This is a genomic window from Marivirga atlantica (assembly GCF_016734805.1).
Classification (GTDB): Bacteria; Bacteroidota; Bacteroidia; order Cytophagales; family Cyclobacteriaceae; genus Marivirga; species Marivirga atlantica.
Genome location: NZ_JAERQG010000002.1, coordinates 110,553 through 126,372, shown reverse-complemented (window position 1 = coordinate 126,372; position 15,820 = coordinate 110,553). Strand labels below are relative to the sequence as shown.

Sequence of the window (15,820 nt, the reverse complement as noted above, 5' to 3'; positions counted from 1 at the left end):
ATATATGAAGTCATTCATCGCCATATGGTTCAGTTTTTTATTCCTACTTCAGGGTTTTACACCCAATATGGACTTATGTTGCGAACTTCAAAAAATTCCAATTCTGGTCGATCATTACTTAGAGCACAAAGCATTTGACGGGGACTCTTTCTATCAATTTATGCAGGAGGACTTCTTTAATGAGGGGCATGACCTTGCTGGTAAACATGATACACAAGAACATGAGAACATGCCGTTTCATGGCAATCACTCTTGTTCACATGCTCCGATATTTATCCCTACAGTTGAGCAAATTGAAATTCAGGAATTAGAACTTACCTTTTCATTAGTTTATCCGGATTACTCGGAACAAGTTAACTCTGAGTTTAGCTACCAACCTTTTCAGCCTCCGAAGGCCTAATACACATTATATCTTTTCTTTAATATTATTTATGGCTGAAGTCAAATGCATTTCGGCTCATTACTTTATTACTTAATTTATATTTTATGCTTGATAAAATCATAAGATTTTCAGTTCATAATAAACTGATCATCTTACTATTTACGGCAGCCATCATTGCTTTTGGTGGCTACTCATTAATGAATATTCCTATTGGGGCCGTGCCAGATGTAACCAATAATCAGGTACAGGTAATTACTACCTCCAGAAATTTAGCTACTGAAGATGTGGAGAAGTTCATTACCTACCCGGTAGAGCTTGAAATGGCCAACTTACCAGGAGTAAAGGAAATAAGATCTATTTCGAAGTTCGGCCTTTCTGTGGTAACCATAGTTTTCGATGAAGATATGGGTACTTACCTGCCAAGGCAGTTAATTGCGGAAAAGATCAAAAATGCTGAAGAGAACATACCTGCTGGTTTTGGTAAGCCATTTATGGGGCCTGTAACTACAGGACTTGGAGAAATCTATCAGTACATTATTGATGTAGACGAAGAACACAAAGACAAGTACAGTATTGCTGAACTCCGTACCATTCAGGACTGGATTGTTAGACGACAGCTTTCCGGTATCCCTGGGGTTGTGGAAATTAATACCTGGGGAGGCTATCTCAAGCAATATGAGGTTTCCATTGATCCTGAAAGGTTGAGGGCAATTGATATAGACATTGCTACTATATATGCTGCCTTAGAAAACAACAACAGTGTGCGTGGTGGAGGTTATATTGAAAAAACGAACCAGGCCTACTTCATTAGAGGAGAAGGTTTGGTAGGTTCTTTGGAAGACATTGAAAAGATAGTGGTAGATGAAAGAAATGGTAGTCCACTATTGATAAGAGATGTTGCTGAGGTTGGCTTCGGTCATGCTACGAGGTTTGGTGCTATCACAGGTAATGGTCAAGGTGAAAAGGTACTGGGACAAGTCATGATGTTGAAAGATGCGAACTCGAAAGCAGTTATTGATGCAGTACACAAACGCGTTGAAGAAGTTCAAAAAACACTTCCTGAAGGGATTAGGATAAATGCTTTTTTGGATAGAAGTGAGCTCATAGAAAAAACTACAACTACCATTGCAGAAAACCTTATTTTAGGTTGTCTTATTGTGGTATTTGTGGTCGTGCTGCTTCTAGGCAGCTTCCGTTCAGGGCTCGTTGTGGCGTCTGTTATACCTCTTTGCTTACTCTTTGCGCTATCATTGATGTACATATTTGGTGTTGATGCTAACCTCATGAGTTTAGGAGCCATAGACTTTGGGATCATCATTGATGGAGCTGTGATCGTGGTGGAGTTTATCGCTTTTCGAATTACCTCAGAATACAACACATTGAAAAGCCTTCCAAAAGATGAGAAGCAGTCAAAGATTGATGGTGAAAGCATTAAAGGTGCTAGCAAAATGATGCGGTCGGCAATATTTGGTCAACTCATTATTATCATTGTTTTCATTCCTATTTTATCGCTCACAGGTGTAGAAGGTAAAATGTTTACGCCAATGGCATTGGTATTCTGCTTTGCATTAATAGGCGCTATGATTCTCTGCTTCACCTATGTACCTATGATGTCTTCCATCGCTATAAGACCTAAGGCACCTGGTAAAAGCAACGTTTCTACTAAGCTGATCAACTGGTTACAAAGGCGTTATCAGCCTACCATTGAATGGGCGCTAAAGTCTAAAAAGCTTGTGCTCATATCCGCATCAGCTCTTTTAATAGTTGTTGCTGTCATTTTCAGTAGAATGGGTGGTGAATTTGTTCCTACGCTTGATGAAGGTGATTTTGTTATTCAGCCGGTGTTAAAAACAGGAACATCCTTAAGTAATACGGTAGATATCACCACCAAAATTGAACAGATATTGCTCAAATTTCCTGAAGTGAAACAAGTTGTCTCGCGTATTGGTGCTGCAGAAGTACCTACCGATCCTATGTCAATGGAAGACAGTGACGTGATCATCACCCTTAAACCAAAAGATGAATGGAAGACTGCAGATTCTAAAGATGGACTGGCAGATGCTTTCAAAGACGCACTTTCTATTATTCCTGGAGTCGACTATGAATTCACCCAACCTATTGAGATGCGCTTTAATGAGCTCATTACAGGTGTACGAGCTGACCTGGCCATCAAAATATTTGGTGAAGATTTAGACATCCTTTATAAGAAGGCTTTGGAAGTTGAAAGGCTGATTCAAAACGTAGAAGGAGCTGCTGACATTACAGTCGAAAAAGTAGCTGGCTTGCCTCAAATGACTGTTTCATACAACAGAAATAAGATTGCTAAATATGGCTTGTCAATAGAAAGATTGAATCAGCTAATCAGCATGGGCTTTGCAGGCCTGCCGGCAGGTATGGTTTTCGAAGGTGAAAAACACTTCGATTTAGTAATCCGCTATGATAAAGCACACAGAACCAACATTGAGGATTTGAAAAAGGCTTCCGTGCAGCTACCTGATGGTGGCAACCTACCCTTAAGTGAATTTGCCGAAATAAACTACACTAAGGGACCCGCAAAAATATCAAGAGATAACACCAAGCGAAGAATTGTAGTGGGGGTAAATGTGAGGAACCGTGATTTGGAATCTGTAGTACAAGATGTACAAAAGTTAGTAAACAATAATATAGAGTTACCTGTAGGCTACACCGTTACCTATGGTGGGCAGTTTGAAAACCTGCGCTCAGCCAGAGAACGCCTGATGATTGCTGTTCCGGTAGCTTTATTGCTAATATTTATACTACTCTATTTTGCTTTTGGCACTTTTAAGGAAGCTCTAATGATATATTCTGCAATTCCACTGGCAGCTGTTGGTGGTGTATTACTTCTTTACATAAGGGGCTTACCTTTTAGTATCTCAGCTGGTGTAGGCTTCATAGCCTTATTCGGTATAGCTGTATTAAATGGTATAGTACTTATTGAAGAATTTAAAAGCTTAAAAGAGGAAGGCATGACAGATATCCATAAGCTCATAATTAAAGGTACCAAAAACCGATTGAGACCTGTATTGCTTACGGCTTCTGCAGCAGCTTTAGGATTCTTACCAATGGCTATTTCAACCTCAGCAGGTGCTGAAGTACAAAGACCTTTAGCAACAGTAGTTGTTGGAGGATTAATAACTGCAACTTTACTAACCCTTTTGGTACTTCCTGTACTTTATGCAACGGTAGAGTCTGGCGCTTTAAAGAAAATAAAGCTTTCGAAAAAAGCATCCATGTTTGTTTTATTGATGCTTGGCACTACAATAGCTACACAGGCACAACAACCGGTTTTAACAATGGAAAAAGCCATTGAAATAGCCCTTGAGAATAATGCTGGCATGAAGCTGGAACGGCAAAAAGTTGAGCAGCAGAAGCAATTGATCAAAACAGCTTATAACCCCAGCAAACTAAGAGCATTTTATGGTTATGATGAAGCCAATATAGCACCTGAAGGGGAAGCTTTGAGAACAATAGGTGTAAGCCAAAACTGGGAATTCCCAACTATATATGGTGCAAGGAAAGATGTACTGCATAAGAAATTTCAGCTTAGTCAAAGCAATATGAAAATTCAAGAGCAGCAACTCAGCAGTAAGGTGGCAAAAGCTTACCAACAGCTACTTTACCAAAAGCTATTTTTAAAAAAGTATGAACATCTTGATAGTCTGTTTCAAGCCTATGACAAAGGTGCTCAGCAGCAATATCAGCAAGGAGGAGTTAATTACCTGGATCAACTTACAGTAAAAGCTGAAGCACGTCAGGTAAATCTACAATTTGAACAGGCTAAAGTTGAAATCATTTCGGCAGAGTTGGCATTAAAAAACCTGTTGCAGACAGATTCAGCTTTTGAAGTATCAGTTGTGGATTATTATCCCTTAGAATTGAAGTCATATAATGAAATTGACAAACCTTATGCTGACTTTATTAGTGCCAGTCAATCCCTTGCTGATCAACAATTGAAGCTTGAAAGGCAGAAGTTTCTTCCGGACATTCAGGTTACAGCTTATCAAGGTTTTAATGCTATCTCAAGAGATGGAGGGTATAAAGGCATCGAGGCCGGTATAGGGATTCCTATATGGTTCGGCCAGCAAAAGGCACGTGTAAAAGCTGCCAAAACTCAGCAGTTAATTCTGGATACCGAGAAGGAACAATTTAAGCTAGAATTAGAGGCCAAATATTCAAAAGTATCTACAGCTGCCGCACGACACAGAAAAGGGATATCCTATTACCAAAACGAAGGTAAATCGCTGGCAAATGAACTAAAAACCAACGCAAGGCTGGCCTTTAAAAAAGGAGAAATAGACCTTATGAAATACATCTCATTTCAGCAGCAGGCAATAGAAATTGAAATCACTTATTATCAAAATCTGCTGGCATATAACCAAGCAGTGATTGAAGCAAATTATTTAACTTATTAAAAATGAAATACTTAAATAAATATATAATAATCGGTATAGTAGGTATTCTTTCTGCTTGTTCCGAAGAAAAAAGTTCAAATGAGGAACAAATGACCCTTATATCAGAGAGCAATGAAATAGTTGTTACCAAAGATCAATTTATGGACTCAAATATGGAGCTTACTCAAATGAGCATGCAGCCATTTTCAGATGAACTTTTGATCAATGGAAAACTAGATGTGCCACCCGAGTACAAAGCTGCGGTGAGCGCTTATTTCGGTGGATATGTGAAAAGTATTAGCATTTTACCCGGTCAGCAGATCAAAAAAGGCCAAACTCTTTTCATGCTGGAAAATCCTGAATTCATAAAAATGCAAGAAGCTTTTTTAGAAAACTCAGGGCAACTGGCCTTTCTGAAAAATGACTATGAAAGAAAAGAAGCCTTATGGAAGGACAATGTGAGTTCTGAAAAAGAATATCTTAAAGCAAAGGCTGACTATGAATCAGCAAAAGCCAGAGTGGCTTCACTAAAAAATCAACTAGGTTTGGTAAACATAAATACACGAAACCTTTCTTCTGAAAACATCAGAAGCGTGGTACGTATTACTGCCCCCATCGGGGGATACATCAATGCAGTACATGCGGAAAAAGGAAAATACCTGGAACCTAGAGATGTAGCCGTAATGATCACTAACCCTGACCATATGCATGTTGAATTGAATGTTTACGAAAAGGATTATGACAAGCTTTCTATTGGTCAAGAATTAACTTTTCAATTACAAAACAAGCCTAATATTAATTATCCGGCTAAAGTATATCTTATCAATCGCTACATCGAAAATGACCATCGTATTGTAAAAGTGCATGGACATTTAATAGATGAAAGTAAAAATAAGGAGTTGGTACCAGGTATGTATCTGGAAGCACAACTAAAAACATCTAAGAATAAAATGCATGCATTGCCTGAAAGCGCAATTATCAATATTGACAAAGAATATTACGCATTGAAGTTAGAGAAGCAGACTGATAGCAGCTATACCTTTAGTAAAAAACTGGTAGATGTAGGAAATCTGTCAAATGATTACAGGCCTCTTCTTAATTCAGATAGTTTTGATGAAAATACTCAATTTTTGAGCAAAGGAGCTTTCAGTTTAATCAGCGAATAATTTATAAAGGATTGTCTTGTACCGAATAGGGATTACAAGACAATCCTACTTTTGAAGATAAATTTTCTTTGTAAATTTCTTTCTTAAAACCATCACATTAATCAAATGAACGAAGCACATCAACACTTATTAGTAAATCATTTACCCATTGTAAGTTTAATCATTGGTATTTTGGTATTGGCAGCTGGTTATATCAGCAAAAAAAATGATATTAAATTAACAGCCCTGGGCATATTCGTTTTAGCGGCTATTTTCTCTATTGCGGCATTTTATACTGGTGAGGGTGCAGAAGAAGTAGTTGAAGAAACACTTGATGTTTCCCACAAGATCATCCATGAACATGAGGAGCATGCTGAGCTTTTCTACACACTAAGTCTAGTTTTAGGCGCGCTCTCTATCATTACCTTTTGGCTTCAGCTCAAGAAAAAGCAGATGGCTAATGCAGGCTATATTATAGTACTGTTGTTTGCTCTGGTATGCCTATACTTTGGTGCGGAAACAGGTAATAGCGGAGGAGAAATCAGACATACTGAGATTCGAAATGAATAATACGTGACCATTAATTCACTAAAACCTTAACTTTTAAATCCAATATGAAAGCACAGGATATTCTAGCACGGCACAAGCTACAGCCAACAGCTATGAGAATGCTTGTGCTTTCATATTTACAGAAGCAGGAAAAAGCCATAAGCCTATCAGGTTTATATGATGATTTTGAAAATGCAGACAGAACGACACTCTATCGTACCCTGAAATCCTTTGAAGAAAATGGCTTAGTACACAGTATCACCGATAAGAAAGGTACCGTACAATATGCACTTTGCCATGCTGATTGTGATGTGCATGAACACAATGATGCACACATCCATTTTTATTGCACCAGCTGCGAAAACACTTATTGCTTACCAAAATTCAACATTCCAAGCTTAGAGCTTCCTAAAAATTTCCAAAAAAGCGAGGTAAAACTGCTCGTGGAAGGTGTTTGCGATCAGTGCCAATAAAACAATGCAATTCCATTGCAAGGCTTTGAATTTTACTTTTACACTATCAATAATAATTAGTGTAAAATGAAAGTGAAATTTAATACAAGCATCCCCACAAAACTCAATATACATTACCGAAAAGAGCTCAAAGCCTTTGATACTAACCTTAAGTTGGGTGAGCTGGCAAGCGCATGGAAGCATTTAGAACGCGCACATATTTTGGGTCAACCCTACCCTATAGAGCATACCTATGTACATTGGTTAATGCTCAAGTTCGGTTTTCATATTAAAAATGGCAGAGAAATTCTTGGACAACTACCTAGATTGATTTTTGGAGGGGTAAAATCCTTTGTAGGAACCATTCCGGTTGGTAACACTGGAGGAGCCAATATACCTCCTCTCAAGTCATTACCGATTCCAGAAGATTTAAACAAAATAATTCAGGATAGTTACTAAGATATGGCACACGATCACTCCCACCATAATCCTTCTGGTAAAAACTTGAAAATTGCCTTTTTCCTGAACCTTGGTTTTACCATTCTTGAGGTAATTGGAGGCCTTTATGTCAATAGTATTGCCATTATCTCAGATGCCATCCATGATTTGGGAGATAGTTTATCACTTGGAACGTCCTGGTACCTCGATAAAAAATCGCAGCAAGGAGCTAATCATAAGTTTAGCTTTGGGTACAAACGCTTTTCACTTCTTGGCGCACTCATTAATAGCCTGGTTCTCGTAGCAGGATCTATTTACGTAATTAGTGAAGCCATTGGAAGATTGATTGAACCGGAGCATTCTAATGCAGAAGGCATGATCATATTTGCCATCATCGGGGTAGCGGTAAATGGGTTTGCAGCCTATAAATTAAGTGGTGGGAGTTCCATGAATGAAAAGGTAGTTTCCTGGCATTTGTTAGAAGATGTGTTGGGCTGGGTAGCCGTTTTGATAGTGGCTATCGTTTTAAAATTTAAAGACATTCATTATTTAGATCCTGCCCTATCGCTCGGTATCACATTTTATATTTTATGGAATGTAATCAAGCGGTTGAAGGAAACCCTCTTCATCTTTCTGCAAGGCGCACCAAAAGATATTGATTTAGATAAGCTCAAGGAAAAGCTTTTGTCAATAGCCAATGTAGATTCTTTACATCACACCCACATGTGGTCTTTAGAGGGTGAAAAGCATGTATTTACTACACACCTAAAATTGAAAAATATTGATTCATTTCAACAATTACTTCAGGTAAAAAAGGAAGTGAAAGATTTGCTAAAGGACTACAAGTTTTCTCATTACACAGTAGAAACTGAGCTGGATGAGGAAAACTGTGCTTTGTGTTAAAATAAAAAAGCCATCCTGATCAAATCAGGATGGCTTTTAAGTATCTCTCTTTTAGTAATTAATCTATTTTGTTAGCCATACGCTTACGCTCATTCTCATCAAGATAAATCTTACGCATTCTCATGCTTTCAGGAGTTACCTCCAGGTATTCATCTTTCTGAATATACTCTAAAGCTTCTTCTAGCGAAAATTTTCTTGGTGGTGCCAGTGAAGAGTTCTGATCAGTACCGGATGCACGCATGTTAGTAAGCTTTTTACCTTTTACCACGTTTACCACCAAATCATTATCTCTTGAATGCTCTCCTATTACCTGGCCTACATATAAATCATCACCTGGGGCCACAAAGAACACGCCCCTATCTTGGAGTTTATCTAATGAATAGGCTGTTGAAGAACCTGCTTCCATAGAAATCATGGAACCATTAATTCTTCCAGGAATAGTGCCTTTATAAGGCTCATACCCCTTCAACCTGTGTGTCATTACAGCCTCACCAGCAGTTGCAGTCAATATATTATTTCTTAATCCTATTAATCCTCTTGAGGGGATATCAAACTCAAGATGTTGCACATCTCCTTTTGGCTGCATCACCTTCAATTCTCCTTTTCTCATGGTCACTAACTCAATAGCTTTACCAGAAACCTCATCAGGTACATCAATAACTAAATGCTCTATAGGCTCTTGTTTTACGCCATCAACTTCTTTATAAAGTACTTGTGGCTGACCTACCTGAAGCTCATAACCTTCTCTTCTCATCGTTTCAATTAAAACTGACAAGTGAAGAATACCTCTACCGTATACTAGAAACTTGTCTTCAGAATCAGTAGGTTGAACCCTTAAAGCAAGATTTTTTTCTGTTTCCTTCATCAACCTATCTCTTAAGTGGCGAGAAGTAACATATTTACCTTCTTTACCAAAGAAAGGAGAATTATTAATAGTGAAAAGCATACTCATAGTAGGCTCATCAATAGCAATTCTAGGAAGTGGTTGTGGATTTTCAGGATCTGTAATGGTATCACCAATATCAAAACCTTCAATACCTACCAAAGCACAAATATCGCCAGAATGTACCTCGCTAACTTTGGCCTTTCCTAAACCTTCGAACACTTGAAGCTCCTTAATTCTTGTCTTTTTAACTGAGCCATCCTTTTTGCAAAGGCCTACTTGCATACCTTCTTTTAAGGTACCCTGATAAACTCTTCCAATAGCAATACGACCTACGAAAGAAGAATAATCAAGCGATACAATCTGCATTTGCGGAATACCTTCTTTCTGCTCAGGTGCAGGGATTGTTTTTATTATCTCATCAAGCAATGGAAATACTGAGTCTGTCTGGTCTTTCCAATCATGGCTCATCCAGCCATTCTTAGAGGAACCGTACATAGTAACGAAATCCAACTGCTCTTCAGTAGCATCCAGGTTAAACATAAGGTCGAAAACTTCTTCATGCACCTCATCAGGACGGCAGTTTTCTTTGTCAACCTTGTTTACTACAACAATTGGCTTTAGCCCTAAGCCTAATGCTTTACCTAATACAAATCTTGTTTGCGGCATGGCTCCCTCAAAAGCATCTACTAAAAGTAGTACCCCATCAGCCATTTTTAATACACGTTCCACTTCACCACCGAAATCTGCGTGACCAGGAGTATCAATGATATTGATTTTAACATCCTTGTATGTAACAGAAACGTTCTTACTAAGGATAGTTATACCTCTTTCACGCTCAAGGTCGTTATTATCAAGGATCAGCTCTCCCGTATCCTTACCTTCTCTAAATACCTCACAAGCGTGAATAATTTTATCAACCAAAGTTGTTTTTCCGTGGTCAACGTGGGCAATAATTGCCACATTTCTAATTTCAGTCATCTAAAAACTATAAAATAAATGATTATCAATAAGTTAGAGATAAACATTGTCACCTCTCCCTTTCAGGACGCAAAGGTATGAAAATACATTTGTGATTGGTGCTATAAGCAGGAAATTATTCCATTAAGAAAACGTTAAAACCTTACTGCACTACTTCTTCAGACTCAGGCTTTTCTTGTTTAGACTTATCTTTCTTCTTGTCATCCTCAACCAGGTACTCCTTAATTTTCGACCTGATTTCCTGATTTGAGAGGTTATGATATATGGTGCCATTTCTAGCCAATGATAGCTGACCTGTTTCTTCAGACACCACTAAAATGATGGTGTCGGTAGTTTCAGACATACCTATTGCTGCTCTGTGCCTTAATCCAAACTGAGCAGGCACATCCTTTTCGGTCACAGGTAAAACACAGCGGGCTGCTACTATCCTTCCCTTATGAATAATGAGGGCTCCATCATGCAACGGGCTAGTCTTATTAAAAACAGAAATCAATAATCGTTTGGAAACTAAAGCATCTATCCTATCACCTGATTCAGCGTAAAATCGCAATTCAGAACTTTTCGATATCACGATTAAGGCTCCTGTGTTAGTACCTCCTAAAGATTTTGCAGCTTCAATGAGTGGTGTTATGTCTAACTCAAAGCCCGCCTGACGTTTTCTCCATGGCAAGTTTGACAAGAAGTTGTTATCCCGATTGAAAGAGGTAGTTTTTCCTAATAACAACAAGAATTTTCTTATTTCCTGCTGGAAAAGAATAATGGCTGCTATAACACCTACTCCCATAAACTGTCCCAAAATAGCTGACAAAAGCTCCATTTCAGCAGCTCTTACCACCAAATAGATCAAATAGAGCGATAAGAACCCAACAAATATCCTTACAGCCACACTTCCACGCATCAGATTATATACCTGAAACAGCAAGAAACTTACTAGCGCAATGTCCAGTAAATCAACAATGCTTACTTCTAAAAATCCTATGGAAAAGGCTAATATCAATTTTTTAGTTTCTTATATAATTCGACTATTTCTTTGACTTCTTTCACATCATGTACTCTTAATATTGAAGCTCCATTCATTAAGGCCACCATATTTAAGGCACTCGTTCCATTTAAAGCTTCATCAGCCAGCACACCTAAAACTTTATATATCATTGACTTTCGAGAAACTCCAACTAAAAGGGGTGCTTCCAGAATTTCAAGATAGGCTAAATTTTGTAGTATTTCATAATTCTGATCAATGCTTTTAGCGAAGCCAAAACCCGGATCAATTATTATATCATTCACTCCCAAAGCCTTTAATTGTCTGAGTTTACCTGACAATTCATTAACAACATCAACTAATAAATCATCATATTGTGTTTGCTGTTGCATATTTTCTGGTGTGCCTCTCATGTGCATTAGTACATAAGGCACTTGCTTTTCGGCAATAAGGGCAAACATATTCTCATCCAAATTACCTCCACTTACATCATTCACAATGGCAGCACCTACTTCTATAGCTTGCTTGGCAACGTATGAGCGAAAAGTATCAACAGAAATTATTGCATTAGGATGCTTTTCATTTATAGCTTTGATAGTAGGAATCACACGTTCAGCCTCTTCTGTTTCACTAACCTCAGAAGCATTTGGACGAGTTGAATAGCCTCCTACATCAATGATATCTGCACCATCATCCAACATTTGAGAAGCAGTGGCAACTGCTTTGTCTATCGAACTATGCTTACCACCATCGTAAAAAGAATCAGGAGTAATATTCAGAATCCCCATCACCTTAGGTTCAGACAAATCAAACAGCTTTCCCTTTATCTGCAATGTTGTTTTTTGATAAAATGATGTATCTTTCGGATTCAAAAAATGAGACTGATCTAATAAAAAACTATTCTTTTGAGTAAACAAACTGAAAGCGAATATAAGCAAGTTATTGCGCTCTGTAAAGATGTTTTCGAAAAGAAAACAAAAGATTATGGAACGGCCTGGCGCATCTTAAGACTTCCGTCAATTACGGATCAACTTTTTATCAAAGCGCAGCGTATCCGCTCCATTCAAGAAAAGGGATCTCAAAAAATTGAAGACGATATAAAAGGCGAATTTATTGGCATCATAAACTATTCAGTTATAGCCATTATCCAGGAAACTCTAACAGAAAAAGATTCCTTAGAGATACCATACGATAAGCTTGAACCTTTGTATGATCAAACTGTTGAGGAAACTTTAAACCTGCTGATGGATAAAAACCATGACTACGGTGAGGCTTGGAGAGACATGAGAATTAGCTCTATGACCGACCTCATTCTTATGAAGCTATATCGGGTAAAACAGATTGAAGACAATGAAGGTAAAACGATCATTTCTGAACCGATTAAGGCTAATTACCAGGATATGATCAATTATGCGGTTTTTTGTTTAATAAAAATTGGAGTTTAAAATATGAAGACACTAATTACCATTGTAAGATATTTAGTAGGAGGATTATTCATTTTTAGCGGCATCATTAAAGTGAATGATCCGATTGGCACTGCTATTAAAATGGAAGAATATTTCGCTGTCTTCGCTGGTGACATTGCTTCTTTTTTCAGTGTTTTCGAACCCTATGCACTTATTATTGCAGTTATAATGAATGTGTTAGAAGTAGTTTTAGGGCTGGCACTTATCATGCGATGGAGGGTAAAGCTGACAATGAATCTACTTTCATTGATGATCCTTTTCTTCACTTTCCTTACCTTCTATACAGCTTATTTCAATAAAGTAACAGACTGTGGGTGTTTCGGTGATGCCATCAAACTTACTCCATGGGAGTCTTTTACTAAAGATGTTATTCTGGTAGTTCTAATTGGATTTTTATATGCCAATATTAATAAAATTAAAGAAAGCACTTTTGCTACAAAAAATATTGTAATTGGCTCAACTACAGTTTTAACAACCCTACTATGCATTTATGCTATAAAGCATTTGCCTTTTATTGATTTTAGGGCTTATAAAATTGGTACTACCATTCAAGAAGCCATGAAGCCTGCTGAGTCACCAAACTTTGAATACACTTTCAAAAAAGATGGTAAAGAAACAAAATCGACTCAATATTTAAGCAAAGATGATGGCTATGAATTAGTTGGGTATGAAATAACAAACGAAGAAGCCTCTACACCTAAAATAACCGATTTTGCCTTATGGAATGAATCAGGTGATAAAACACAGGAGGTTTTAACAGGCACTAAGCTTTTGATGATAAGCTATTACATTGAAGAAGCTGATGAAGAAGGTTTAATTGACATTAAGAATTTAAATGCAGCACTACCAAATGACATACAAGCAGTTATACTAACTTCCAGCTCAGCAGAAGATGTTTTGAAGGTTAAAGCCAGAAGAGGATTAAAAGCAGACTTCTATTACGGAGACGCTACTGTTTTAAAAACTATAATAAGATCTAACCCAGGATTGGTATTATTGAAAGACGGAAAAGTTTTAGGTAAGTGGCATCATAATGATGTGCCTGAAGTAGAAGATATTATCGCACTTCTATAATGAAAGTGTTTTTAATTGGCTTGCCGGGTGTCGGTAAATCATACTGGGGAAGACAGCTATCTTCTGCCTTATCTGTTGCCTACATCGATCTTGATAAATTTATTGAAGCTCAAGAACAGACAAGTATTCCCGAAATTTTTGATCTAAATGGAGAAGAAGCATTTCGTAAATTAGAGCATGAAGCCTTAAAGTACAATATCAATGCAAATGAAGAATTGATATTGAGTTGTGGGGGTGGAACTCCACTATACCATCATAATATGGAGCTTATGAAGTCTCAGGGAAAAGTTATCTACCTACAAGCTTCATTAAGCGCAATTATACAAAAGTTAAAAGCATCTAATGGATTCGAGAAACGTCCTTTATTCCAAAAATCTCAAAGCCCTGAGCAGATATTAAAAAATCTTCTTGAAGAAAGAGAACCAACCTATAAAAAAGCCGATCACATCATTGAGATAGATCGGCTGGAAAACCCTTTGAACGAAATACTCCGGATTTTAAAAGTCTAGAATGTTTTACCAATAGTAAACCTGACAGAACTCATTGTAGTGGATGATTCCACCAAACCAGGTGCTGAACTGGCTTCTCCAAAACTATAAGGTTTGAACGTAGCGTTATTCTGACTTGCCAAACTGTAAGTAGCATCCATAAAAAAATCACGCTTCTTAATACCTAAACCTGCACTCACCACAGATCGACCTTGATTAAAGGATTGTCCATCAGCTAAATTAAGCTGATTATAAGGGTTATCTAAGTAATTATATCCAGCCCTTAATCTTAATATTCCTAAACGCCCTTCAGCGCCTACTTTAACATTATAGGTACTTTTCAACTCATTACCTACTTCAGGATTTGCCCCTCCAAAAGCACCTTGATTAGAACTATATTGAGCATTTTCATAGTCGATATATTCAATATCAGCCGTAACAAATCCATATTTGCTAATAAAAAAACTAGCTCCAACATTCAGCTTTTGAGGGATAACAAAACTATAGCTAGGTACTTCATTAACAATCTCGTATTCTCCAACTCCGTCTATTCCACTTCCTCTTGTGATCATTGTAATTCTTTGTATTTCCTCTATCACCAAAAATGACGGTGTTGTATAAGACACTCCAATATTCACCATGTTGATGGGCTTGTATATAGCTCCTACCGTTACACCTGCTCCGGCACCCGAAAGTATTCTATTATCTCTTATTTCTAGATAGTTTAGTAGTCCATTATCAGGAGTTTCTCTGAACGTTCTTTCCTGGTTGTAGCTTATAAAATTAATATTAAGAGATGCTCCTAAATAAAGTCGATCCTTATAGTTAGCACCATAGGATAAATCAAGGGTGCTTAGTCCGCCACTTGTCTCTACTGATTCAGTTTGCCTGGATGAAGTTGTGAAATAACCTTCTGTTTCAGGATCATAATCATATCTATCAACAATGTAACCACCATCCTCGAGCTCTACAATATCCAAAACACCTGTTCTCTCTGCCAAGTCAGAGTATGGATTATTTTCAAAATCTGGGATTATGTCATCAATAGTATTGTAAACAATAAAATCGCCATTTTCGTCTAAAAATGGTTGTAAAGTAAATTCAACAAAATCATTGTATAGGCCATCAACTATACCTACCTCACCAGCATAATTTTTTACGTTGTAAAAGCTGCTTTTTTGGTTATATCCTAAACCAAATGTCCCTGACACCCAATCTGAACCTTCATCAAATTGGTTATGAAATACTACACCAGCATTAGGTATTTGAATATTAAGTCCAAAATTGGATTGTTCATTATTATCAAATCCATTAGGGTTAGTCTGCGTCAAAACTCTGTAGTTAGAATTAAAGGCTCCTATTCTGATAACTGGTGAAATCGACCAAGCCGACCTGTTATAAAAACCCAAACCAGCAGGATTGCCTGAGATATTTGATATATCACCACCTAAGGATGTATTAGCATTACCAAGTCCCACAAAACGTGCTGTACCACTCTGACCAGTCTGGCTAAATAACACAGCCTCATTAGCGAAGGATGAATACGTATTTTGAGCGATTAATCCTGTAGAAAAAGCACACAAAATCCCTGCAAAAATGTATTTAAGCATTTTCATTGTTGATTAGTTTAAAGTTGTCTTAAAAAAAGCACCTGAAAGGATATTCAGG

General features: G+C 37.5%; 14 protein-coding genes. 10 read left to right on the top strand and 4 right to left on the bottom strand.

Annotated elements, in window-relative coordinates:
• Positions 1 to 4 precede the first annotated feature (4 nt).
• The 7 genes from JKP34_RS08010 (at position 5) to JKP34_RS07980 (ending at position 8,281) form a co-directional block, all read left to right on the top strand.
• Positions 5 to 400, top strand: a complete 396-nt coding sequence (locus tag JKP34_RS08010) for a hypothetical protein (protein WP_201919588.1) — start codon at positions 5 to 7, stop codon at positions 398 to 400.
• An 86-nt stretch (positions 401 to 486) separates the two neighbouring features.
• A complete protein-coding gene (locus JKP34_RS08005) occupies positions 487 to 4,815 on the top strand; it encodes a CusA/CzcA family heavy metal efflux RND transporter (protein ID WP_201919587.1) in 4,329 nt (1,442 codons plus the stop codon).
• Positions 4,816 to 4,817: 2 nt separating this feature from the next.
• Complete coding sequence (locus JKP34_RS08000) at positions 4,818 to 5,960, top strand: efflux RND transporter periplasmic adaptor subunit (protein WP_201919586.1); 1,143 nt, start codon at positions 4,818 to 4,820, stop codon at positions 5,958 to 5,960.
• 105 nt (positions 5,961 to 6,065) lie between these two features.
• The gene (locus JKP34_RS07995; RefSeq protein WP_201919585.1) at positions 6,066 to 6,509 is read left to right on the top strand and encodes a hypothetical protein; all 444 of its coding nucleotides are present in this window, start codon (positions 6,066 to 6,068) and stop codon (positions 6,507 to 6,509) included.
• Positions 6,510 to 6,553: 44 nt separating this feature from the next.
• Positions 6,554 to 6,961, top strand: a complete 408-nt coding sequence (locus JKP34_RS07990) for a Fur family transcriptional regulator (RefSeq protein ID WP_201919583.1) — start codon at positions 6,554 to 6,556, stop codon at positions 6,959 to 6,961.
• 66 nt (positions 6,962 to 7,027) lie between these two features.
• Positions 7,028 to 7,399, top strand: a complete 372-nt coding sequence (locus JKP34_RS07985; protein WP_236664943.1) for a DUF3703 domain-containing protein — start codon at positions 7,028 to 7,030, stop codon at positions 7,397 to 7,399.
• Between the two features lie 3 nt (positions 7,400 to 7,402).
• On the top strand, positions 7,403 to 8,281 hold the full coding sequence (locus JKP34_RS07980; protein ID WP_201919580.1) for a cation diffusion facilitator family transporter: 879 nt from the start codon (positions 7,403 to 7,405) through the stop codon (positions 8,279 to 8,281).
• Between the two features lie 58 nt (positions 8,282 to 8,339).
• Here JKP34_RS07980 and typA read toward each other — a convergent pair whose 3' ends face one another.
• The 3 genes from typA to folP form a co-directional block, all read right to left on the bottom strand.
• The gene (gene typA / locus JKP34_RS07975) at positions 8,340 to 10,145 is read right to left on the bottom strand and encodes a translational GTPase TypA (RefSeq protein ID WP_201919578.1); all 1,806 of its coding nucleotides are present in this window, start codon (positions 10,143 to 10,145) and stop codon (positions 8,340 to 8,342) included.
• 142 nt (positions 10,146 to 10,287) lie between these two features.
• Positions 10,288 to 11,142 carry a diadenylate cyclase CdaA gene (gene cdaA / locus JKP34_RS07970; protein WP_201919576.1) on the bottom strand — a complete coding sequence of 285 codons (855 nt, stop codon included), beginning with the start codon at positions 11,140 to 11,142 and terminating at the stop codon, positions 10,288 to 10,290.
• A complete protein-coding gene (gene folP / locus JKP34_RS07965) occupies positions 11,139 to 11,957 on the bottom strand; it encodes a dihydropteroate synthase (RefSeq protein WP_317193665.1) in 819 nt (272 codons plus the stop codon). Before folP ends, cdaA begins: the two co-directional genes overlap by 4 nt.
• 72 nt (positions 11,958 to 12,029) lie before the next feature.
• Here folP and JKP34_RS07960 point away from each other — a divergent pair, with 72 nt between their 5' ends.
• The 3 genes from JKP34_RS07960 to JKP34_RS07950 are packed head-to-tail and all read left to right on the top strand — an operon-like array spanning position 12,030 to position 14,173.
• Complete coding sequence (locus tag JKP34_RS07960; protein ID WP_201919572.1) at positions 12,030 to 12,569, top strand: DUF1599 domain-containing protein; 540 nt, start codon at positions 12,030 to 12,032, stop codon at positions 12,567 to 12,569.
• 3 nt (positions 12,570 to 12,572) lie between these two features.
• On the top strand, positions 12,573 to 13,664 hold the full coding sequence (locus JKP34_RS07955; RefSeq protein ID WP_201919570.1) for a BT_3928 family protein: 1,092 nt from the start codon (positions 12,573 to 12,575) through the stop codon (positions 13,662 to 13,664).
• Positions 13,664 to 14,173: a shikimate kinase gene (locus tag JKP34_RS07950; protein WP_201919568.1), complete on the top strand. Its 510-nt coding sequence runs from the start codon at positions 13,664 to 13,666 to the stop codon at positions 14,171 to 14,173. Before JKP34_RS07955 ends, JKP34_RS07950 begins: the two co-directional genes overlap by 1 nt.
• Here the strand turns inward: JKP34_RS07950 and JKP34_RS07945 are convergent.
• Complete coding sequence (locus JKP34_RS07945) at positions 14,170 to 15,762, bottom strand: OmpP1/FadL family transporter (RefSeq protein WP_201919566.1); 1,593 nt, start codon at positions 15,760 to 15,762, stop codon at positions 14,170 to 14,172. The genes JKP34_RS07950 and JKP34_RS07945 overlap by 4 nt on opposite strands.
• Between the last annotated feature and the right edge of the window lie 58 nt (positions 15,763 to 15,820).

Coding starts and splice junctions, on each gene's coding strand:
- JKP34_RS07995 (WP_201919585.1), top strand. CDS start 6,066: ATGAACGAAGCACATCAACACTTATTAGTAAATCATTTACCCATTGTA.
- typA (WP_201919578.1), bottom strand. CDS start 10,145: ATGACTGAAATTAGAAATGTGGCAATTATTGCCCACGTTGACCACGGA.
- JKP34_RS07980 (WP_201919580.1), top strand. CDS start 7,403: ATGGCACACGATCACTCCCACCATAATCCTTCTGGTAAAAACTTGAAA.
- JKP34_RS07945 (WP_201919566.1), bottom strand. CDS start 15,762: ATGCTTAAATACATTTTTGCAGGGATTTTGTGTGCTTTTTCTACAGGA.
- JKP34_RS08000 (WP_201919586.1), top strand. CDS start 4,818: ATGAAATACTTAAATAAATATATAATAATCGGTATAGTAGGTATTCTT.
- JKP34_RS07990 (WP_201919583.1), top strand. CDS start 6,554: ATGAAAGCACAGGATATTCTAGCACGGCACAAGCTACAGCCAACAGCT.
- JKP34_RS07950 (WP_201919568.1), top strand. CDS start 13,664: ATGAAAGTGTTTTTAATTGGCTTGCCGGGTGTCGGTAAATCATACTGG.
- JKP34_RS07985 (WP_236664943.1), top strand. CDS start 7,028: ATGAAAGTGAAATTTAATACAAGCATCCCCACAAAACTCAATATACAT.
- JKP34_RS07955 (WP_201919570.1), top strand. CDS start 12,573: ATGAAGACACTAATTACCATTGTAAGATATTTAGTAGGAGGATTATTC.
- JKP34_RS08010 (WP_201919588.1), top strand. CDS start 5: ATGAAGTCATTCATCGCCATATGGTTCAGTTTTTTATTCCTACTTCAG.
- JKP34_RS08005 (WP_201919587.1), top strand. CDS start 487: ATGCTTGATAAAATCATAAGATTTTCAGTTCATAATAAACTGATCATC.